The following is an 18,925-nucleotide window of genomic DNA, read 5'->3' on the forward strand; positions in this document are numbered from 1 at the left end:
CCACAAAAGGATTTGCAATGCCTGCGCTGAACCGCTCCTTGTTGTTCTATATCGCCATCGCCTTGGTCCAGGGGCTGCTGCTCAGCGGCAGCCTGTTCTATCGCCAGCCTGGGCTTTCCACCTTCGCCTGCACCTTGGCCCTGGTAGCGGGGGGCAACCTGCAATTGCTCGGCAGTGCCGTGCGCGAGCGTGGTACCTGGGTCTTGGTGACGGGTTTCAGTTTGCTGATGGCCGGGTTCTCCAGCTGGGTATTTATCCGCGATGCCTACGGCTGGTTGTGGATGTTCTGGCCTTTTACGGCGACGGTGCTGGCCTATATCGGCACCGCGTTCGTCCTCAGTTGGCCAACCCGCGAAGGCAACCGCCCACGTTATCCGGACCTGTTCCGGCACGCTTGGAACAACGCTTTTATCGTGCTGCTGGCGCTGCTGGTGACCCTGGCCTTCAGCCTGTTGCTGTGGCTGTGTGGCCGTCTGTTCAGTATTCTCGGCATGCCTCAGCTGGCTGAGCTGTTCACCTCGTCGTACTTCCTCTGCTTCAGCCTGCCGCTGTTTTTCTCGCTGGGCATGCGCATGGGCCGCGAAAACGAAAAGGTCATTGGCCTGCTGCGCGGCGTGCTGCTGACGGTGTGCCGCTACCTGCTGCCCCTTTGTGCGCTGATCACCGTGTTCTTCACTCTGGCCCTTGCGATTACCGGCCTGCAGCCGATCTGGAGCACCGGTTACTCGACGCATATTTTGCTGTGCCTGGCGGCGAGCAATCTGTTTTTACTCAATGGTGTGTTCCAGGACGGCGAGCACGATGCCGTCTACGCCAAACCGCTGAAAATCCTGATCAACGCCAGCCTGTGCTGCCTGCCGTTGCTGGTGGTGATGGGGGGGTATTCGAGCTGGCTACGGATTGATCAATACGGCCTGACCCCATCGCGCTTTCTGGCCATGCTGCTGGTGGTTGTGGCCCTGGTGCACAGCCTCGCGGCGTTGTGGGCGGTATTTGCCAGGCAGTCGGTGTGGCTTGCCAGCCTGAGCCGCAGCAACCCTTGGGTCGCCCTGTTGAGCTTTGTGGTGCTGTTGTTGATGTTCAGCCCGCTGCTCGACCCGCAGGCCTTCAGTGCCCACAATCAGGTGCAGCGCCTATTGAGCGGGCGTACGCCGGTGGCCGAGTTCGATGCCAGGAGCCTGCGCCAGCGCCTGGGCGCCCCCGGCCGGGAGCAGTTCGACGGGTTGCTTGCGCAGGTGCGTCAGGGGCAGATCCTGGATGAGCCGGGCAGGGTGCAGCTGCTGGAAATGCTGGAGGCGGTTTCGATCAAGGACCAGCCGGTCGATTATCTGACGCCGAAGTTGTACTGGCTGGGCCCGGTCCCCGATAACAGCAAGCAACTGATCGAGTTGCTGACCACCAGGGGCGAGTGCAACCCTCCCGGCTGCGCGGCCTGGGCGGTGGACCTGGACGAGGATGGCATCGATGAAGTGCTGCTGATCGAAAAGCAGAGCTGGGCATCTTCGGCAATGCTGTATGCCCGTGAAGGCCAGGGCAAGGGTGCATGGCAGGTGGAGGGCTTGCTCTCTGGCATCACCGATGCGTCAGGGCTGATCACGCAGATTCGCGAGGGCAAGATCAAAGCGGTGCGCCAACGCTACAAGACCCTGCAGGTCGACGGCGTGGAGCTGGAATCGCGGCAGACTCGCAGTCGTAGATGATCGGCTGAAAGTGTTTGTCCTCAACTGAAAATCCCGGCACATGGCCGCAATGCTGTTCACTTAAGCGGAGCAGCATTGTGATTCACTGGATGCCGCGAGCAACCAGTTGGCCGAGGTCCTTGAGGTGGACGTGGCCGGGTACGAATTGGGTGAACGACTGGCAGTTATCAGCCCACCTTCAGCGCCTGGTGCCCCCGTGTGATCAGTGCATTCAAGCCAAGACCCGCGGCACTCAACGTCAAGAAGCACAAGGCGAGCGCAGTGGTCAGGTCCTCGGGCGCGAGATTGATCACCACGCTGATCACACCACCGCACATGAAAATCATCACGCCGCCGACCGAGGTAGACGTGCCGGCATCCTGTGGATAGAGACTCATGGCTTTGGAGTTGGCGATAGGCCTGGCAATGGTGGTGCCGGCCGTACAAATCAGCATGGGTATCAGCACCACGGTAGCAGAGAGGCCGAACTGATCCGCCAACCACAGCATGACCAACCCTGACAGCGCGATCAGCCCGAGGCCAATCACAATCTGCGTATTGGCCTGCAGGCGCCGATGCAGGACGCTGGCGATAAATCCGCCAAACACATAGGCCACGCCATACAGCAACAACGCCCAGGCGAACTCGTAGGCCGAGAGCGCCAGATGCTCCATGAAAATGATGGGCGAAATGACGATAAACGAAAAATGGCAGGCAAAGGCCAGGGCTGAAATCAGCCAATAGCCCATGAAGCGTGCATCGGAGCACACCCGCCAATAGGCACTGAAAAAACGACCGGGCGATGGAGTACTACTGTGCGGGGCTTCCTTGAGCAGGAAGCAGGTTTTTAGCCAGACAATGACGGCCAGCGTGATAAACACGTAAAAGCTGCCCTGCCAGCCCAGATGCAATTGCAACCAGGTCCCGAGCAGCGGCGATATCGAAATGAACACCCCGCCGCCTGTCACCATCCAGATCCTTATTCGCTCCTGTTCCTTGCCGACGAACAAATCCTGAACCAGCGCCTGTGACAGCACAAAAGATCCGCAACCCGCCGCCTGAATTACGCGAAAGACCAGAAACCAGCTGTATTCGCTGGAAGCCAGGCAGCCCGTCGCACCGACCACCGCGATGGCGATACCGGCCAGCAGCAGTTTTTTGCGCCCCCACAAATCTGACAGCGGCCCGACCAGCACCACGGACAACGCCAGACCAATGGCGAATACGCTGACGGACAAGGCAATTTCGGACGGTGAGGTCTGGAAGTAGTCAGCGAGATCGGGAAAGGACGGGAGCACCACGTCCAGCGGGAAAACACCCAGCAGCGTCATGGTCATCAACAACAGGATGATCGACGACTTTTCTTTGGTGTATATGGCGTGGGTCATCAAGCAACGCTCTCGGTCCGTGAGGAGTGGCCGAGGGTTGATTTGATGAAGAGGAAAGTCAATGCAGGCGGGTGCGGGACCTTTCTGAGTCTGTTGTAGGAGCGAGCAGGCTCGCTCCTACAAGCAGGGAGCGATCAGCTGTTTGGCAGCAGTCGGCAGGTGATGCTCTTGATGTAGCGGGTTTCAGGAATCGCCGGGTGCACCGGGTGATCAGGACCCTGGCCGCCACGTTCCAGCAGCTGGATGTTGCGGTCCAGGTGGCGGGCGCTGGTCAGCAGGATGTTCTGCAGGTCGTCTTCGGGCAGGTGCATCGAGCACGAAGCGCTGACCAGGATGCCGTCCTTGTTGAGCAGGCGCATGGCTTGCTCGTTCAGGCGACGGTAGGCGCCTTCACCGTTCTTCATGTCTTTCTTGCGTTTGATGAACGCCGGAGGGTCGGCCACGATGACGTCGAATCGTTCTTCGCTGGCTTTCAGCTCTTTCAGGGCTTCGAACACGTCGCCTTCAATACAGGTCATTTTGTCGGCGAAACCGTTCAGTGCGGCGTTACGCTCGACACCGTCGAGGGCGAAGGCCGAAGCGTCGACGCAGAACACTTCACTGGCACCGAAAGCGGCAGCTTGCACGCCCCAGCCGCCGATGTAGCTGTACAGGTCCAGCACGCGTTTACCTTTGGCATAAGGTGCCAGGCGCGCGCGGTTCATGCGGTGGTCGTAGAACCAGCCGGTTTTCTGTCCCTGGATGACCGGTGCCTCGAACTTCACGCCGTTCTCTTCCAGGGCAACCCACTCCGGCACCAGGCCGAACACGGTTTCGACGTAGCGGTTGAGGCCTTCGGCGTCACGAGCCGCGGAGTCATTCTTGAACAGGATGCCGCTTGGCTTGAGCACTTGGGTCAGTGCGGCGATCACGTCTTCTTTATGGGCTTCCATGGTCGCCGAAGCGATCTGCACCACCAGGATGTCGCCGAAACGGTCGACTACCAAGCCTGGCAGCAGGTCGGAGTCGCCGTAGACCAGGCGATAGAACGGCTTGTCGAACAGGCGCTCGCGCAGGGACAGCGCAACGTTGAGGCGGTGCACCAGCAGCGACTTGTCGAGCGGCAACTTGATGTCGCGCGACAGCAGGCGAGCGCAGATCAGGTTGTTCGGGCTCATGGCGACGATGCCCAGCGGCTTGCCGCCGGCAGCTTCGAGAATCGCTTGGTCGCCAGCCTTGAAGCCGTGCAGCGGGGTGGCGGCTACGTCGATTTCGTTACTGTAGACCCACAGGTGGCCGGCGCGCAGGCGACGGTCGGCGTTGGCTTTGAGGCGCAAGCTTGGCAGGGACATGACGTCGCTCCAGGTGAAAAAAAAGAGCGGGATTATAGCGCTAGATGGGAGGCGCAGCGCGGTTGTTTCTGGGCGTTGCGTCGGACAGATCGCCCATGTGGCGGATTTTTTCCGCTAGAATCGCCCCTTGGCCCAGAGTGAGTACGTATGTCCCAAGAGCTATCTTCCGAACAGATTCAACAGGCCCTGCAAGGCATCAGCGTGCCGCCTCAGCCGCAAATCATGGTGGATTTGCAGATGGAGCAGTACATGCCGGACCCGGACCTGGAAGTGATCGCGAAGTTGATCTCCCAAGACCCGGGCCTCTCTGGCGCTTTGTTGAAGATCGTCAATTCGCCGTATTACGGGCTGAGCAACAAGATCGCCTCGATCCAGCGCGCGGTGAACCTGCTGGGCAGTCGTTCGGTCATCAATCTGATCAATGCGCAGTCGATCAAGGGCGAGATGAATGACGACACCATCGTCACCTTGAACCGGTTCTGGGACACCGCCCAGGACGTGGCGATGACCAGCCTGAGCCTGGCCAAGCGCATTGGTTCGCAGGCTGTGGACGAGGCTTATGCTTTAGGCCTGTTCCACGATTGTGGCGTGCCGTTGATGCTCAAGCGCTTCCCCAACTATATGTCGGTGCTGGAAGAAGCCTACGCCAGTGCCAACGCCGAGTGCCGGGTGGTTGATACCGAGAACCGCGTACTCAACACCAACCACGCCGTGGTCGGTTACTACACTGCGAAGTCCTGGCGCTTGCCGGAGCATGTGACCAACGCTATCGCCAATCACCACAATGCACTGGCGATTTTCAGCGACGAATCATCCCGTAACAGCCAGTTGAAAAACTTGCTGGCGATCCTGAAGATGGCGGAACACATTTGCGCGTCGTATCGGGTGCTGGGCAATCAGACCGAAGACCACGAGTGGGATAGCATCGGGCACCTGGTGCTCGATTATGTCGGCCTCTCGGACTACGACTTCGAAAACCTCAAACAGACGATTCGCGAGCTTGGCGCTCATCATTGAGTGTTAGGGTCTGTTGACGTTTGGTGGCGAGCCGCGTTGCTGGGCCAACGTGTGCGAGGCAAGGCGCGGGATGCCGCCAATGGTTGTTCCCTTAGCAAATCCCGCAACGCAGCCTCGCGCACGTTGGCACGCAACCCGAAGGGACGGGGCCCGCTTGGTGCAGGGCTGCGTTGCTCGGAACTTATTTGGAACAACCAAACCGCGTTCCTCGCGCCTTGCCCTGCACCAAGCGGGCATCCGTCGCGGCCGCCACCAAACGTCAACAGACCCTAGACCTTTCCTGAACCGAGTGCGCCATGCCTGAACTGCCAGAAGTCGAAACCACCCGTCGCGGTATTGCCCCGTTCCTTGAAGGGCAGCGCGTCAGTCGCGTGATCGTGCGTGATCGGCGTCTGCGCTGGCCGATCCCCGAGGACCTCGATGTGCGGCTGTCCGGGCAGCGCATCGTGTTGGTGGAGCGACGTGCCAAGTATTTGCTGATCAACGCCGAAGTCGGCACGTTGATCAGCCATTTGGGCATGTCGGGGAATTTGCGTCTGGTGGAAGTCGGCTTGCCGGCGCTCAAGCACGAGCATGTGGACATCGAACTCGAGTCCGGCCTGGCGCTGCGATACACCGATCCGCGGCGTTTTGGCGCGATGCTCTGGAGCCTCGATCCGCTGAATCACGAGTTGCTGGTTCGTCTGGGGCCGGAGCCGCTGACGGATCTGTTCGATGGCGAGCGGCTATTCCAGCTGTCACGCGGGCGTTCGATGGCGGTCAAGCCGTTCATCATGGACAACGCCGTGGTGGTCGGGGTTGGCAACATTTATGCGACCGAAGCACTGTTTGCTGCCGGGATCGACCCGCGCCGCGAGGCCAAGGGGATTTCCCGGGCGCGCTATCTGAAGCTGGCGATCGAGATCAAACGCATTCTGGCCGCTGCTATCGAACGCGGCGGCACCACGCTGCGCGACTTTATTGGCGGTGACGGCCAGCCGGGGTATTTCCAGCAAGAGTTGTTCGTGTACGGCCGTGGCGGTGAGCAGTGCAAGGTCTGTGGTAGCGAATTGCGGGAAGTTCGCCTCGGGCAGCGCGCCAGCGTCTTTTGCCCGCGTTGTCAGAGCTGAGAATTCCTACGGTCTATAGTTAGTGGTCTGACTGCCTAGCCGAAGGACCGTGCCATGACATCGATTCGAACCCTTGCTGCCGCGTTGCTGTTGAGCATCGGCTTATCTGCCCAGGCGTCCGACGGCGGCAGCGGCGACCCCAATTACAGCATCCACAACCCACCGGCCTACGCGATGATCGGCGATCTGCTGATCGCACGCCCGTTGCTGGTCGCAGCGACGGTGATCGGTGCCGGGGTGTTTATTGTGTCCTTGCCGTTTACCGCGCTGGGCGGCGGGGTAGGCGATGCGGGACAGGCGCTGGTGGTCGATCCGGCGAAAGCGGCGTTCGTCCGTTGCCTGGGGTGTATCGGGGAGGGTTTTGAGCAGCAGCAGTAGCTTTAAAAACATCGCGGGCAAGCCTTGCTCCTACGGGATTTCACCGACCTGTAGGAGCAAGGCTTGCCCGCGATGGCGTCGGAACAGACACCAAAATACTTAAGCCTTGCCGGTAAGCTTGCGGTACTTCTCCATCAACTGCTCTTGAGTCTCTGGATGCGCTTCGTCCAGCGGAATGCAATCCACCGGGCAAACCTGCTGGCACTGTGGTTCGTCGTAGTGGCCGACGCACTGGGTGCAGAGGTTCGGGTCGATCACATAGATCTCTTCGCCCTGGGAGATGGCGGCGTTCGGGCACTCGGGTTCGCAGACGTCGCAGTTGATGCAATCGTCGGTGATGATCAGGGACATTGGGACTCCTGCCGGGGTAGTTTGCCCAGGCATCTGAAAACTGATGCGTACAATTGTGCCGCATCGGCGCCCGCAGTGCACGCGGGCGCGATGGACTGCAAGAGATTGTCCGAACGCGGCCCGAATCTGTGGCAGCGCTTACTTCTTGAAGCGCAGGGTCAGCGCGTCGGCCACGACAGGGTGGACGAACTTGGTGATATCGCCGCCCAAGGCAGCAATTTCACGGACCAGCGTCGAAGAAATGAACGAATAACGCTCGGACGGGGTAAGAAACAGGCTTTCCACATCCGGGGCCAATTGGCGGTTCATGTTGGCCAGCTGGAATTCGTATTCGAAGTCCGATACCGCGCGCAGGCCACGCAGGAACACGTTGGCGTTCTGCTCTTTGGCAAAGTGCGCCAGCAGCGTCGAAAAGCCGACGACTTCGACGTTCGGCAGATGTTTAGTGACCTCGCGGGCCAGCTCCACACGCTGTTCCAGGGGAAATAGCGGGTTTTTCTTCGGGCTGGCGGCGACGGCGATGATCACGTGATCGAACAGGCGCGAGGCGCGTTCGACCAGATCGCCATGGCCCTTGGTAATAGGGTCGAAGGTACCTGGGTACAACACTCGGTTCATCGCGTCGTCCTGGCGGGAGTCCGTTGGGGAGTCGGATGGTATCGCAGCCTTCCCGGTCGGCCAAGTCGCCTTTGGGGTAAGAAAGCACTATAGACGATGCGAATTATGGGTTTTTTCATGGGTTTTTTAAACGCACAGCCAGCGCTGTCGCCAGTTGCGCGGTCAGTCCATAGACCGACAATTGCGGGTTGGCGCCAATGCTGGTGGGGAACAGCGAGCCATCATGGATCGACAGATTACTCAGCTGATGATGACGGCCGAGACTATCGGTGACAGCGTTTTTCGGGTCTTCACCCATGGCGCATCCGCCCATCACATGAGCGCTGCCCAGTCGTGTGCGGTACAGCTCAAGGCTCAGGCCGTCGATCAGCGCTCGTGCCTCGGCGAGGGTTTTCACGTAGCGCGCATCGGCGTGCATCGGCATGACCGCGTTGGCACCGCCGGCGAACTGGATCTCGGCCATGCTGTGAAACGCTCGACGTATACCCTCCCAGGCATAGGCTGAGACCTGATAGTCGAGCACCGGTGAGCCATCGCCGCGTAACTCGACGCTGCCACCCGGGCTGTCCGGGTGAAAACCGTCACGCAGCAGGGCCAGCATCGCGTGGGTGTGCGGCAATTGCTGCATGTGTCGAGCGTTCTCTTCGCCAAAGCCACCGAGCAAGGTCGCCGCCAACGCGGGGTGTAGCGGCGGCACTTCCAGCTTGTAGGACATTTTGCCGGTGGTGCCGTCCTGCCATTGAAAGTGGTCGGAGTAAATCGACTGCGGCGCGCCGTAAAACGGGTTGATCACCTCGTCGAACAGCCCGGCAGACATGTTCACCAGGTGCAGAAAAGTCCGCTTGCCAAGGCGCTCATGGGGATCCGGGGCTTTTGAGCGCAGCAACAATGCCGGGCTGTTGATGCCGCCACCGGCCAGTACGTAGTGCCGCGCCTTGACGGTGATGCTGCGCCCGGTCGGCGCCACGCAGCGCTCATCCATTGCCACGCAGCGCAGGCCGGTGACGTTGTCATCCTTGATCAGCAGCTGTTCGGCGCGGGCGAGGTAGAGCAGCTCGCCACCTTTTTCCAGGGTTGCGGGGATGGTGGTGACCATCATCGATTGCTTGGCGTTGGTCGGGCAGCCCATGCCGCAATAGCCGAGGTTCCAGCAACCGCGCACATTTCGCGGGATCACGTGCCAGCTGTAGCCGAGCTGTTCACAACCTTTTTTGATCACGTTGTTGTTGGCATTCGGCGGCACCAGCCATGGGGCGACGCCGAGGCGTTGCTCCATTTTCTCGAACCAGGGCGCCATTTCGGCCGGGCTGTGGCCCTTGACGTCGTGTTCCCTGGCCCAGTGTTCGAGGGTCGGCTCGGGGGTGCGAAAACTTGAGGTCCAGTTGACCAGCGTCGTGCCACCGACTGCACGGCCTTGCAGGATGGTGATCGCGCCGTCCTTGCTCATACGGCCGATGCCTTCCTGATAAAGGCTGGAATAGGCCTGGTCTTCGAGCATCTTGAAGTCGCTGCTGGTCTTCAGCGGGCCTTCTTCGATCAGCAGTACCTTGTAGCCGGCAGCGCTGAGGATTTCGGCGGTGGTGCCGCCACCAGCGCCGCTGCCAATGATGGCAATGTCGGCTTCCAGAGTCAGATCATTGGCCAGTTGCGAGCCGTTGTAGGTTTTCCAGCCACGGGCCAGGCCTTCGCGGAACGGATCGGGTACGGGCATCTTTGGGCTCTCTTATTGTTTTGGATTCGGTGGTGATGCGGCTCGCGATAGGGACACCTCGGTCTCAAACGGCGGGCGGCCCCGGATATCCGCAATGTGCCCAGGACTCGGCGCGCTTGTACCAGGCCATCATCACCAGTTGCAGGATCGAGCTGTGGCCCATGCGCAACAGGCTTAGCGAGCTGTTTTGCCAGCGCTGGAGGAACTGGCGGATGTCGTCGCTATCGGCGTTCTCCCAGTGGCCCCAGATTCCGGTCAGTGGCCCGCGAGTGACGGTCATGCCGAGCACGTCGAACAGTTGTTGGGTCAGCTTGAGCATTTCCGGCGACAGGTGATTGAGGTCATGGTCCAGCGATTGGAGGGTGCTTTCGACGGCGGCTGGGAGTTTTTCGACGGCCACGGCGCCGTCGAGCATCACCGGGATCAGCGCGCGCAGGAACGGCAGATCACTGCTGCGCAACATGGCGAAACCGCTGGCCGGGGTGCTGGCCGAGCATCCGCTGAGGCTGGCGCCGAGGCCCGCCGCGGTCAGGAAGGCGCTGGTGCAGAGACTGAATTTGAGCAGGCTGCGCCGTGTCAGCGCGGGGGATTCGAACAGGCTTGGATGCATTATTGTTATTACCCGGTCATGAGGCTCTGTACGAAAACTGCCTGCGTGTCGACCAGGCTGCGTTAAAAACAGGCTCGGAATGCTCATTTAGGGGCCTAAAGTCGCGTGCGACCCCAGCCGTTCCTCGCCTGTTTTTGCCTTGCCTGATCACCGCTCGGCGAGTTCTCGTACAGACCCTAGGTGTCAGCGGATGAACAGCTTCTGGATCAGCTTCTGGATCGACTTGCCGTAAGGCGGATAAATCAGCTTCGCCGCGTTAAAGCGCTGCTTGATCAGCACGCCTTTGGCTTTGCTGAACGTCAGGAAGCCTTCATGGCCGTGGTAATGGCCCATGCCTGAAGCGCCGATACCGCCAAACGGCATGTCGTCTTGCGCGACGTGCAGCAAGGTGTCGTTCAGGCACACACCACCGGAATGGGTTTCGTTGAGGACGCGATTTTGTTCGGCCTTGTTGTAGCCGAAGAAATACAGCGCCAGCGGACGTGGCCGCTGATTGATGTAGGCAAACGCCTGGTCCAGATTCTTGTAAGGAACGATCGGCAGCACCGGGCCGAAAATTTCGTCCTGCATCACGATCATCTCGTCGCTGACATTCAGCAGCAGGCTGTGGCTCATGCGTCGGTCCTGATCCTGCTCGAACATCGGAATCAGCAGCGCGCCCTTGCTGGTGGCGTCGCTGAGGTAGCTGCGCAGCCGGGCCAATTGGCGCTCATTGATGATCGCGGTGTAGTCGGGGTTGTCCGCGAGTGTCGGGTAAAACCCGCGAACCGCCTGGCGATAGGCTTCGACGAAGGAGCCGACCCGCTCTTCCGGCACGAGCACATAGTCCGGCGCGACACAGGTTTGTCCGGCATTCAGGGTTTTACCGAAGGCAATACGTTCCGCGGCGTCCTTGAGCGGTACGTCGTGGGAAACGATTGCCGGAGACTTGCCACCCAATTCCAGTGTCACCGGCGTCAGGTTCTCTGCCGCCGCACGCATGACATGTTTGCCGATGCTGGTGGCGCCGGTGAACAACAAATGATCGAAGGGCAGTCTGGAGAAGGCCATGCCGACTTCGGCTTCGCCCAACACCACGCACACCAGGTCTTCGGGGAACACTTTGGCCAGCAACGTTTTCAGCAGTTGCCCGGTGGCCGGGGTGGACTCGCTAAGTTTGAGCATCACTCGGTTGCCCGCCGACAACGCGCCGACCAATGGGCCGATTGCCAGGTACAGCGGGTAGTTCCACGGCACGATGACTCCGACTACGCCCAGCGGCTGATAAACCACCTTGGCCGCCGCCGGCTGAAAGGCGATTCCGACCTTGCGCGGGGACGCTTTCATCCAGCCTTTGAGGTGTTTGCTGGCGTATTGAATGCCGTGCAGGCTCGGCATCAGCTCGGCGAGCAGGGTTTCATCGGCGCTACGGTTGCTGAAATCCTGGCTGATCGCGTCGATCAAGGCCTGACGCTCGTCACTCAACAGATCACGCAATGCCTTGAGCCATTGCTGGCGTTGCGCGGCCGGCGGCATCGGGTGGGCCGCGTAGGCCTGGCGCTGGGCGGCAAACAGAGCGTGTAGCTCACTCAATGGCTGTTGAGAGTTTTGCAGGTAGGCAATGTCGGCGGGCATGGTAGCTCCGGTTTTTTTTAGAATGAGGAAGTTTTTAGAGTCTATGCTCTAGAAAGTCAAATGACATCCTCGGGAAGCGATGATTTATCCGCCAGCGGATAGGTCGTAAGATGCCCGGCAACGCACAGAAGAATTAAAGCTCAAGCCATGGCCCCACGAATAAAAACCAGCGAGCGCATCGTGCAGAACAGCCTGGAGCTGTTCAATCAACAGGGTGAACGCAGCATCAGTACCAACCATATTGCCGCGCACATGGAAATTTCTCCGGGCAACCTGTACTACCACTTCCCCAACAAGCAGGCGATCATTGCCGTGTTGTTCAGTGAGTACGAAGCCCTGGTGGAGAGCTTCCTGCGCCCACCTCAGGGCCGCGCCGCGACCGTTGAAGACAAGCGTTTCTACTTGCAGGAACTCCTGTCCGCCATGTGGCGCTACCGGTTTTTACACCGCGACCTCGAGCACTTGCTCGACAACGATGCGGAACTGGCTGCCCGCTACCGGCGTTTTTCGCAACGTTGCCTGATCCAGGGCACGGCGATTTACGCAGGTTTCGTCGAGGCCGGCATCCTGTGCATGGACAAGGTCCAGATCGAATCCCTGACGCTCAACGCCTGGATCATCCTCACGTCCTGGGTGCGCTTTCTGTGCACCACGCGGGAAAATTCCAACCACCTCAGCGAGCAAGCCATTAAACGTGGCGTGTATCAGGTGCTGGTGCTGGAAGCAGGATTTGTCACGGAGCAAGCACGCGAGGCGGTCAATGCCTTGTTCGAGGAGTTTTACGTGCCGTTGGCCCAGGCCCTGGAAGAAGTGCAGTAGGATCGACAAAGACTTAACCACAGGAGCCCGCTATGCCCATTGCGCAACTGATCAGCCCGAACGCCCTGGACCAGAAAAAGGGGCGGGCCGGGTTGGTGATTCTGGATTGTCGTTTTGCCCTCGAAGACCCGGATTACGGCCAGCGCAGCTATGCCCTGGGGCATATCGAGGGTGCCTCGTTTGCGGACCTCGAACGTGACCTCAGCGGACCCGTGGTCAAGGGTGTCACCGGTCGCCATCCATTGCCGACGCCGCACCACTTGATTCAGCGTTTGCAGGATTGGGGTATCAATAACGACAGCGAAATCGTTTTGTATGACGACGGCCCCGGCATGTATGCCGCGCGGGCCTGGTGGTTGCTGGCGTGGCTGGGCAAGCGCGATGGCGTGTTCATTCTCGACGGTGGCCTCAAGGCCTGGCACGCGGCGGGTTTACCGCTGAGCCTGGATGCACCGGCAATCAGCCGTGGCTCCTTCACTGGCGCGCCGGACCACACCTTGTTAGTGAGTGCCGAAAAACTGCAACAGCGCCTCGGTCAACCGACCCTGACCTTGCTCGACGCCCGGGGCCTGCCGCGTTTTCGTGGCGAGGTCGAGCCGATTGATCCGGTCGCCGGGCACATTCCCGGCGCGCAATGCGCGGCCTTTACCGACAACCTGGATGCCGACGGGCGTTTCCTTCCCGCCGATCAGCTCAAGCAGCGTTTTGCCGCGAAGCTGGGTGATCGTTCGCCGACCGAACTGGTGGCGTATTGCGGCTCTGGCGTGACCGCGTGCCATAACCTGTTTGCGTTGTGCCTGGCCGGTTATCCATTGGGCTCGCTGTATGCCGGGTCGTGGAGCGAATGGATCACCGATCCTGCGCGGGGCGTCGCTACCGGCGACTAATCGCAAATCCCCTGTGGGTATTGGGGGGCTTTGAGACTCAAAGCAGTCGGGCGCTGCGATAAGCCCCCGGTCCCACGCCATAAACCTTCTTGAACTGCCGGCTCAGATGACTCTGGTCGGCAAAGCCGAGCCGGGTGGCAACGTCCAGTGGCAGGCAGCCTTCCTGTAATAACGCACGGGCCTGGGCGATACGCTGCTGCATCAGCCATGCGTGCGGCGGCATGCCGGTGGCGTAGCGAAACACTCGGGCGAAGTGGAAGGGCGAAAGGTTCACCGCAGCGGCCAGTTCTTCCAGGGAGGGCGGTGCAGCGAGCTGCGCGTGCAGCAGTTCCTTGGCCCGGGCGATAGCCCGATGTTCCTGGCCAGGTTGACCGGGCGTTGCTACTGCGGCGTGACGTTGCAGCAACGACAGCATCATTTCCCGCCATGCGGTCTGCTGTTGCAGCGCACTGGCAGGGCTCTCCAGCAAACGGTGCAGTTGGCAGAGGCCACTCACCAGATCCGGGTCGCGATACAGCGTCGCACCAAAGGCCGGCAAGTCGTGGTCAGGCAGCTCAAGTTCGCCCAGCAACGAAAGGATTTGCTGGTTGTCGGGATAGAACGCCCGGTACAGCCAACCGTTGTCCGTGCCTTTGTGGCCAGTGTGCAATTCGTCTGGATTGATCACCACCAGCGTCCCGCTGCCGGCCAGATGTTCGGCGCCACGATAGCGGTAGCGTTGAGCGCCGGCCATGATGATGCCGATGACGAAACCGTCGTGTACGTGAGGGACGAAGCGCTGTTCGATGTAGCGTGCGGACAACAGCTCGACGCCGGCCAAAGGGGCCGTTTGCCAGAAGTGGATCGACTCGCCCGGGGTAGCCTCCATGGCCTTACTCGCGCCCTGTGTTGGCCAGCCAGGCCGGGATACGTCGCTCCAGGTAGTAACCGGGGTTGCGGAACGTGCCGTCGACAAAACCGACATGCCCGCCCTTGGCCTGCAATTCGAACTGCGTGCAGTCCGATAGCTCGCTGGCGTGTGGCATGCTGTGGAGAAAGACGAAAGGATCGTCGGCCGCTTGAATGATCAGGGTCGGCGTGCGGATCTCGCCGAGAAAATAACGGCTGGAGGCGCGGCGATAATAGTCATGCGCGTCCTTGAAACCGTTCAGTGGCGCAGTCACCCGGCCATCGAAATCCCAGAAAGTGCGCAGGTTCTCCAGTGAGCCGAGTCTGGCCAGGGTCTCCAGGCCCTCGTGGTGGCCGTCGTGCAGGAACTTCTGTTGCTTGGTCTTGATGTAGGCGAGCATTTCGCGCATGAAGTGCGCTTGATAGATCCGCGAAAATCCCTGACCGATGCGATCAGCGCATTGGTCCAGGCGAAAGGGTACCGAGACCGCCACCGCGCCCTGCAACTGATTGCCACTGCCGGTTTCACCCAAGTGCTTGAGCAGCACGTTGCCGCCCAGCGAATAGCCGACGGCGTACAGCGGCGCCGACGGGCGGGTGGCTCGAAGGTGGTTTATCGCCGCCGCGAGGTCTTCGCTGGCGCCGGAGTGATAGCTGCGCGGCAACAGATTCGGTTCGCCCGAACAGCCGCGCCAGTTCAGCGCCACGCTGGCCCAGCCTTGGGCGAATAGGGCTTTTTGCAGACCGGCGACATAGGGCGAGTTCGAAGAACCGGTCAACCCGTGCAACACCAGCACCAGAGGCGCATTGGCGCTGTGCGGCCCGTGCCAGTCGAGATCGAGGAAGTCACCGTCGTCGAGCCACAGACGTTCGCGTTGTCGATCCAGGTGAGTGGTTTTGCGCCACAGCGGTCCCCACAAGGTTTGCAGATGCGGGTTGCCGAGGCCGAAGGCAGGGATGAAACGATCAGGCGATGTAGGCACGGTTGTTCTCGATGCAGCGGTGCGTGCCAGAGATTGTTAACCCCAGGCACGCGCCTTGTTCAGGCCGGTGGATTAACCGGCGATCTCTGCCATACGGTGCCACAGCGCATAGTAGACCCGCCCGGATTTTTGCTCCCGGTGCAGGCGCCAGCCCCCTGGCAGACCGAGGGTCGATGGCGCGGTCTCACTTTCAGTGTAGATCCACGCGTCGTCGGCGAGCCATTGGCGTTCTTCAAGTAATGTGCAAACGGCGGGCAACAGGTTCTGGTTGAACGGTGGGTCGAGGAACACCAGGTCGTAGGCGATCGCTGGCTGGGTTTCCAGGTAGCGCAAGGCATCGGCGGTTTGCACCTGGCCGACGGTGCAACGCAGCGTTCCCAAATGTTCTTTCAGGCTGGAAACCGCCAGGCTGCTGGCGTCCAGCGCCTGTCCCATGGCGGCGCCACGGGACAGCGCTTCGAGAAACAGCGCGCCGCTGCCGGCAAACGGATCGAGCACTTTGGCCCCGGCAACGTACGGCGCGAGCCAGTTGAACAGGGTTTCACGCACGCGGTCGGGCGTCGGGCGCAAGCCTGGAGCGTCCGGGAAACTCAGGCGACGGCTGCGCCATTCGCCGCCGATGATGCGTAATTGGTTCACGCCGTTATGCACGTTATGAACAGGTTTTTTAGGACGCGATGGACTGGCCATTAATGCTCCGGAACCCCGAGCGGCTGCTCGGATGGTTTGTCAGTTGGGGCCGGTAACGGCTTTTGCGGCACGGTCGGACCAGCAGAAACGATGACCATTTTGTCCGTGCTCAGGTGTTTGTTCATTGCCGCGGTGACCTGCTCGACTGTCAGGCTTTGCGACTGTCGCATGAAGTCTTCAAGGTAACTCAGCGGCAAGTTATAAAAGCCCATGGCGCCCAGTTGGCCGACGATATCGGCGTTGCTGGCGTTGGACAGCGGGAAGCTGCCGGCCAGTTCACGTTTGGCGTCGTCGAGTTCTTTCTGGGTCGGGCCGGTTTTCAAGTAGTCGGCGAGCACGTCCTGCACCAGTTTGAGCGTGCCTTCGCTCATTTCGGCGCGGGTTTGCAGGTTGATCATGAACGGGCCACGGACCTGCATCGGGGTGAAACCGGAGTAGACGCCGTAGGTCAGGCCGCGTTTTTCACGTACTTCGCTCATCAGTCGGGTGCCGAAGCCACCGCCACCGAGAATCTGGTTGCCCAAGGAGACGGCCGCGTAGTCCGGATCGTCACGGTCGATGCCCAGTTGCGCGAGCATCAGGTTGGTTTGCTTGGACGGAAACTCGATGTGCCCGATGCTGGCTGTTGGTTCAGCCGGTTGTTCGATTTTCGCCAGCGCCGGGCCTTTTGGCAGTGCGACGGAAATCTGTTCGGCAATCGCTTCGGCTTCGCTGCGCGACAAGTCGCCCACCAGTGCAATCACCACGTTGCCCGCGGCATAGGCTTTTTCGTGGAAGGCCCGCAATTGCGCCACGGTAATCGGCGGCACACTTTGCGCATTGCCGTCGCTTGAGTGTGCGTAAGGGTGGTTGCCATACAGGCGCTTCATCAGCTCAAGGCTCGCCAGTTTGCCGGGGTTCTGCTTCTGGTATTCGAAGCCGGCGAGCAACTGGTTCTTGATGCGCGCCAATGAGTCGGTCGGGAACGTCGGTTTGCCGACCACTTCAGCGAACAGTTTCAGCGCCGGCTCGCGTTTATCCACAGCACTCAGGCTGCGCAATGTGGCGACGGCCATGTCTTTGTAGGCGCCGTTGCCGAAGTTTGCGCCAAGGCCTTCGAAGCCTTCAGCGATCTTGCTGACATCTTTACCGGCGATACCTTCGTTGAGCATGGCATTGGTCAGCACGGCCAGCCCCGGTTTATCACCGTCCTGACTGCTGCCGGCGGCGAAGATCAGGCGCATGTCGAACATCGGCAGTTCCGGGGCTGCAACGAACAGCACCTTGGAGCCTTCAGCGGTTTTCCAGGTTTGCACGTCCAGCGTGCGGTGGCTCGGCGCTTTACCGTCGAGTTCGGCCAGTGATTGCAGCTTTTTGCTGGCCTTGGCCTGGTCGAGGGCTTCGCTGGCATTGGTCTCGGTCGAACGGCTGAGGTAGAAACCGAACGCGGCGACCAGTGCGACGAGTACCAGGCCGATCAGGGCCAGGCGTGGTTTTTTACTCTCACTCATGAGCGGTTTCCTCGGGCAGTGGCAGTACATGCGCAACGCTGAGACGTTCGCGAGTGAAATAGGTGCGGGCGGCTTTCTGGATGTCTTCCGGTGTCACGCTTTGCAGCTCGGCGAGTTCGGTGTCCATCAACTTCCACGACAGACCGACGGTTTCCAGCTGACCAATGGCAGTGGCCTGGCTGGTGATCGAGTCACGCTCGTAGACCAGGCCGGCGATCACTTGTGCGCGTACGCGTTCAACTTCATCAGCCGAAGGCGCGGTGGTTTTCAGCTGTTCGAGCAGTTTCCACAGGCCGGCTTCGACCTGGGCCATGGTTTTGTGTTTCTGGGTGTTCGGCGATGCCGACAAGGTAAACAGGCTGTCACCACGGGTGTAGGCGTCGTAGCTCGATGAACCACCGGAGACCAGTTCTTCGCCGCGCTCCAGTTGCGCCGAGATGCGCGCGCTGTAGCCGCCATCAAGCAATGCCGCGATCAACCGCAGGGCATTGACCGAGCGCTTGTCTTGCGCAGTGGCGATGCTCGGCACGTTGAAGGCCAGCATCAGGCTCGGCAATTGCGTCTGTACATGCAGGGTGATCTGGCGCTCGCCGGGCTCGGCCAGTTCCAGCGGAATCTTCGCTGGCGGCACGTCGCGCTTCGGGATCGGTCCGAAGTAGCGCTGGGCCAGGGCTTTGACTTCGTCCAGGGTTACGTCACCGACCACCACCAGCGTGGCGTTGTTCGGCACGTACCAGGATTTATACCAGTGGCGCAGTTCTTCGACCTTCATGCGATCCAGGTCAGCCATCCAGCCGATGGTCGGCGTGTGGTAGCCGCTGGCCGGGTAGGCCATGGCCTTGAAGCGCTCGTAAGCCTTGGCCATCGGCTTGTCGTCGGTGCGCATGCGGCGCTCTTCCTTGATCACTTCGATCTCGCGGCTGAACTCGTCGGCCGGCAGGCGCAGGTTGGCCATGCGGTCGGCTTCCAGTTCAAAGGCCACGCCCAGGCGATCACGCGCCAGCACCTGGTAATACGCGGTGTAGTCGTCGCTGGTGAAGGCGTTCTCTTCGGCGCCGAGGTCGCGCAGGATCAACGACGCTTCGCCGGGGCCGACTTTCTCGCTGCCCTTGAACATCATGTGTTCCAGGGCGTGGGACAAACCGGTCTGGCCCGGGGTTTCGTAGCTGGAGCCAACCTTGTACCAGATCTGGGAAACGACGACGGGTGCACGATGATCCTCGCGCACGACGACCTTGAGGCCGTTGTCGAGGGTGAATTCGTGGGTCGGTTGGGGGGCGGCAGCCAAAGCTGAAAGGGGCAGACAAACTGTGCTGAGCAGCAGGCCTGCAGCGCGGCGGGCTAGAGCATTCATTCGTTTTT

Annotated in this window: 18 protein-coding genes; 6 read left to right on the forward strand and 12 right to left on the reverse strand. The window is 60.6% G+C overall.

The window, feature by feature from the left end:
* Positions 1-17: 17 nt before the first annotated feature.
* Complete coding sequence (locus KRR23_RS20600; RefSeq protein ID WP_216744006.1) at positions 18-1,700, forward strand: DUF4153 domain-containing protein; 1,683 nt, start codon at positions 18-20, stop codon at positions 1,698-1,700.
* Positions 1,701-1,867: 167 nt separating this feature from the next.
* Here the strand turns inward: KRR23_RS20600 and KRR23_RS20605 are convergent, their stop codons facing one another.
* Together KRR23_RS20605 and KRR23_RS20610 are read right to left on the reverse strand one after the other, a co-directional pair.
* On the reverse strand, positions 1,868-3,067 hold the full coding sequence (locus KRR23_RS20605; RefSeq protein ID WP_216744007.1) for a multidrug effflux MFS transporter: 1,200 nt from the start codon (positions 3,065-3,067) through the stop codon (positions 1,868-1,870).
* Between the two features lie 134 nt (positions 3,068-3,201).
* Positions 3,202-4,398 (reverse strand): class I SAM-dependent rRNA methyltransferase, encoded by a 1,197-nt coding sequence (locus KRR23_RS20610; protein ID WP_216744008.1) that lies wholly within the window; start codon positions 4,396-4,398, stop codon positions 3,202-3,204.
* Between the two features lie 201 nt (positions 4,399-4,599).
* Here KRR23_RS20610 and KRR23_RS20615 point away from each other — a divergent pair, with 201 nt between their 5' ends.
* From KRR23_RS20615 to KRR23_RS20625, 3 genes are all read left to right on the forward strand, one after another.
* Positions 4,600-5,415 (forward strand): HDOD domain-containing protein, encoded by an 816-nt coding sequence (locus KRR23_RS20615; protein ID WP_216744062.1) that lies wholly within the window; start codon positions 4,600-4,602, stop codon positions 5,413-5,415.
* 296 nt (positions 5,416-5,711) lie between these two features.
* The gene (gene mutM / locus KRR23_RS20620) at positions 5,712-6,524 is read left to right on the forward strand and encodes a bifunctional DNA-formamidopyrimidine glycosylase/DNA-(apurinic or apyrimidinic site) lyase (protein WP_054594486.1); all 813 of its coding nucleotides are present in this window, start codon (positions 5,712-5,714) and stop codon (positions 6,522-6,524) included.
* Positions 6,525-6,578: 54 nt separating this feature from the next.
* The gene (locus KRR23_RS20625; protein ID WP_216744009.1) at positions 6,579-6,902 is read left to right on the forward strand and encodes a multidrug transporter; all 324 of its coding nucleotides are present in this window, start codon (positions 6,579-6,581) and stop codon (positions 6,900-6,902) included.
* Positions 6,903-7,001: 99 nt separating this feature from the next.
* On the opposite strand, the gene KRR23_RS20630 is transcribed toward KRR23_RS20625, so the two are convergent.
* The 5 genes from KRR23_RS20630 to KRR23_RS20650 form a co-directional block, all read right to left on the reverse strand.
* Positions 7,002-7,253: a YfhL family 4Fe-4S dicluster ferredoxin gene (locus KRR23_RS20630; RefSeq protein WP_019694109.1), complete on the reverse strand. Its 252-nt coding sequence runs from the start codon at positions 7,251-7,253 to the stop codon at positions 7,002-7,004.
* Positions 7,254-7,391: 138 nt separating this feature from the next.
* Positions 7,392-7,871: a pantetheine-phosphate adenylyltransferase gene (gene coaD / locus KRR23_RS20635; RefSeq protein WP_008019993.1), complete on the reverse strand. Its 480-nt coding sequence runs from the start codon at positions 7,869-7,871 to the stop codon at positions 7,392-7,394.
* Between the two features lie 115 nt (positions 7,872-7,986).
* Positions 7,987-9,582 carry a GMC family oxidoreductase gene (locus KRR23_RS20640; RefSeq protein ID WP_216744010.1) on the reverse strand — a complete coding sequence of 532 codons (1,596 nt, stop codon included), beginning with the start codon at positions 9,580-9,582 and terminating at the stop codon, positions 7,987-7,989.
* Positions 9,583-9,646: 64 nt separating this feature from the next.
* Positions 9,647-10,192 carry a twin-arginine translocation pathway signal protein gene (locus KRR23_RS20645; RefSeq protein ID WP_216744011.1) on the reverse strand — a complete coding sequence of 182 codons (546 nt, stop codon included), beginning with the start codon at positions 10,190-10,192 and terminating at the stop codon, positions 9,647-9,649.
* 183 nt (positions 10,193-10,375) lie between these two features.
* Entirely contained in the window at positions 10,376-11,806 is a 1,431-nt protein-coding gene (locus KRR23_RS20650) for a coniferyl aldehyde dehydrogenase (protein ID WP_054594482.1), read from the reverse strand.
* A gap of 147 nt (positions 11,807-11,953) precedes the next feature.
* Here KRR23_RS20650 and KRR23_RS20655 point away from each other — a divergent pair, with 147 nt between their 5' ends.
* Positions 11,954-12,625, forward strand: a complete 672-nt coding sequence (locus KRR23_RS20655; RefSeq protein ID WP_216744012.1) for a TetR/AcrR family transcriptional regulator — start codon at positions 11,954-11,956, stop codon at positions 12,623-12,625.
* Positions 12,626-12,657: 32 nt separating this feature from the next.
* Complete coding sequence (locus tag KRR23_RS20660) at positions 12,658-13,512, forward strand: sulfurtransferase (protein WP_216744013.1); 855 nt, start codon at positions 12,658-12,660, stop codon at positions 13,510-13,512.
* A gap of 37 nt (positions 13,513-13,549) precedes the next feature.
* Here the strand turns inward: KRR23_RS20660 and KRR23_RS20665 are convergent, their stop codons facing one another.
* The 5 genes from KRR23_RS20665 to KRR23_RS20685 form a co-directional block, all read right to left on the reverse strand.
* Complete coding sequence (locus tag KRR23_RS20665; protein ID WP_216744014.1) at positions 13,550-14,380, reverse strand: AraC family transcriptional regulator; 831 nt, start codon at positions 14,378-14,380, stop codon at positions 13,550-13,552.
* A 4-nt stretch (positions 14,381-14,384) separates the two neighbouring features.
* Positions 14,385-15,383 carry a hydrolase gene (locus KRR23_RS20670; protein ID WP_216744015.1) on the reverse strand — a complete coding sequence of 333 codons (999 nt, stop codon included), beginning with the start codon at positions 15,381-15,383 and terminating at the stop codon, positions 14,385-14,387.
* 72 nt (positions 15,384-15,455) lie between these two features.
* Positions 15,456-16,073, reverse strand: a complete 618-nt coding sequence (rsmD, locus tag KRR23_RS20675) for a 16S rRNA (guanine(966)-N(2))-methyltransferase RsmD (protein ID WP_054594477.1) — start codon at positions 16,071-16,073, stop codon at positions 15,456-15,458.
* Positions 16,073-17,563: a pitrilysin family protein gene (locus KRR23_RS20680; protein WP_216744016.1), complete on the reverse strand. Its 1,491-nt coding sequence runs from the start codon at positions 17,561-17,563 to the stop codon at positions 16,073-16,075. The genes rsmD and KRR23_RS20680 overlap by 1 nt, the downstream gene beginning before the upstream one ends.
* Complete coding sequence (locus KRR23_RS20685) at positions 17,556-18,917, reverse strand: pitrilysin family protein (protein WP_216744017.1); 1,362 nt, start codon at positions 18,915-18,917, stop codon at positions 17,556-17,558. Before KRR23_RS20685 ends, KRR23_RS20680 begins: the two co-directional genes overlap by 8 nt.
* Between the last annotated feature and the right edge of the window lie 8 nt (positions 18,918-18,925).

This window comes from Pseudomonas sp. CVAP#3, from assembly GCF_018986375.1.
GTDB lineage: Bacteria > Pseudomonadota > Gammaproteobacteria > Pseudomonadales > Pseudomonadaceae > Aquipseudomonas > Aquipseudomonas helvetica.

Bases quoted from the DNA above. Each gene is read 5' to 3' on its own strand.
- KRR23_RS20600 (WP_216744006.1), top strand. From the start codon at position 18: ATGCCTGCGCTGAACCGCTCCTTGTTGTTCTATATCGCCATCGCCTTG.
- KRR23_RS20605 (WP_216744007.1), bottom strand. From the start codon at position 3,067: ATGACCCACGCCATATACACCAAAGAAAAGTCGTCGATCATCCTGTTG.
- KRR23_RS20610 (WP_216744008.1), bottom strand. From the start codon at position 4,398: ATGTCCCTGCCAAGCTTGCGCCTCAAAGCCAACGCCGACCGTCGCCTG.
- mutM (WP_054594486.1), top strand. From the start codon at position 5,712: ATGCCTGAACTGCCAGAAGTCGAAACCACCCGTCGCGGTATTGCCCCG.
- KRR23_RS20625 (WP_216744009.1), top strand. From the start codon at position 6,579: ATGACATCGATTCGAACCCTTGCTGCCGCGTTGCTGTTGAGCATCGGC.
- KRR23_RS20630 (WP_019694109.1), bottom strand. From the start codon at position 7,253: ATGTCCCTGATCATCACCGACGATTGCATCAACTGCGACGTCTGCGAA.
- coaD (WP_008019993.1), bottom strand. From the start codon at position 7,871: ATGAACCGAGTGTTGTACCCAGGTACCTTCGACCCTATTACCAAGGGC.
- KRR23_RS20640 (WP_216744010.1), bottom strand. From the start codon at position 9,582: ATGCCCGTACCCGATCCGTTCCGCGAAGGCCTGGCCCGTGGCTGGAAA.
- KRR23_RS20645 (WP_216744011.1), bottom strand. From the start codon at position 10,192: ATGCATCCAAGCCTGTTCGAATCCCCCGCGCTGACACGGCGCAGCCTG.
- KRR23_RS20650 (WP_054594482.1), bottom strand. From the start codon at position 11,806: ATGCCCGCCGACATTGCCTACCTGCAAAACTCTCAACAGCCATTGAGT.
- KRR23_RS20655 (WP_216744012.1), top strand. From the start codon at position 11,954: ATGGCCCCACGAATAAAAACCAGCGAGCGCATCGTGCAGAACAGCCTG.
- KRR23_RS20660 (WP_216744013.1), top strand. From the start codon at position 12,658: ATGCCCATTGCGCAACTGATCAGCCCGAACGCCCTGGACCAGAAAAAG.
- KRR23_RS20665 (WP_216744014.1), bottom strand. From the start codon at position 14,380: ATGGAGGCTACCCCGGGCGAGTCGATCCACTTCTGGCAAACGGCCCCT.
- rsmD (WP_054594477.1), bottom strand. From the start codon at position 16,073: ATGGCCAGTCCATCGCGTCCTAAAAAACCTGTTCATAACGTGCATAAC.
- KRR23_RS20680 (WP_216744016.1), bottom strand. From the start codon at position 17,563: ATGAGTGAGAGTAAAAAACCACGCCTGGCCCTGATCGGCCTGGTACTC.
- KRR23_RS20685 (WP_216744017.1), bottom strand. From the start codon at position 18,917: ATGAATGCTCTAGCCCGCCGCGCTGCAGGCCTGCTGCTCAGCACAGTT.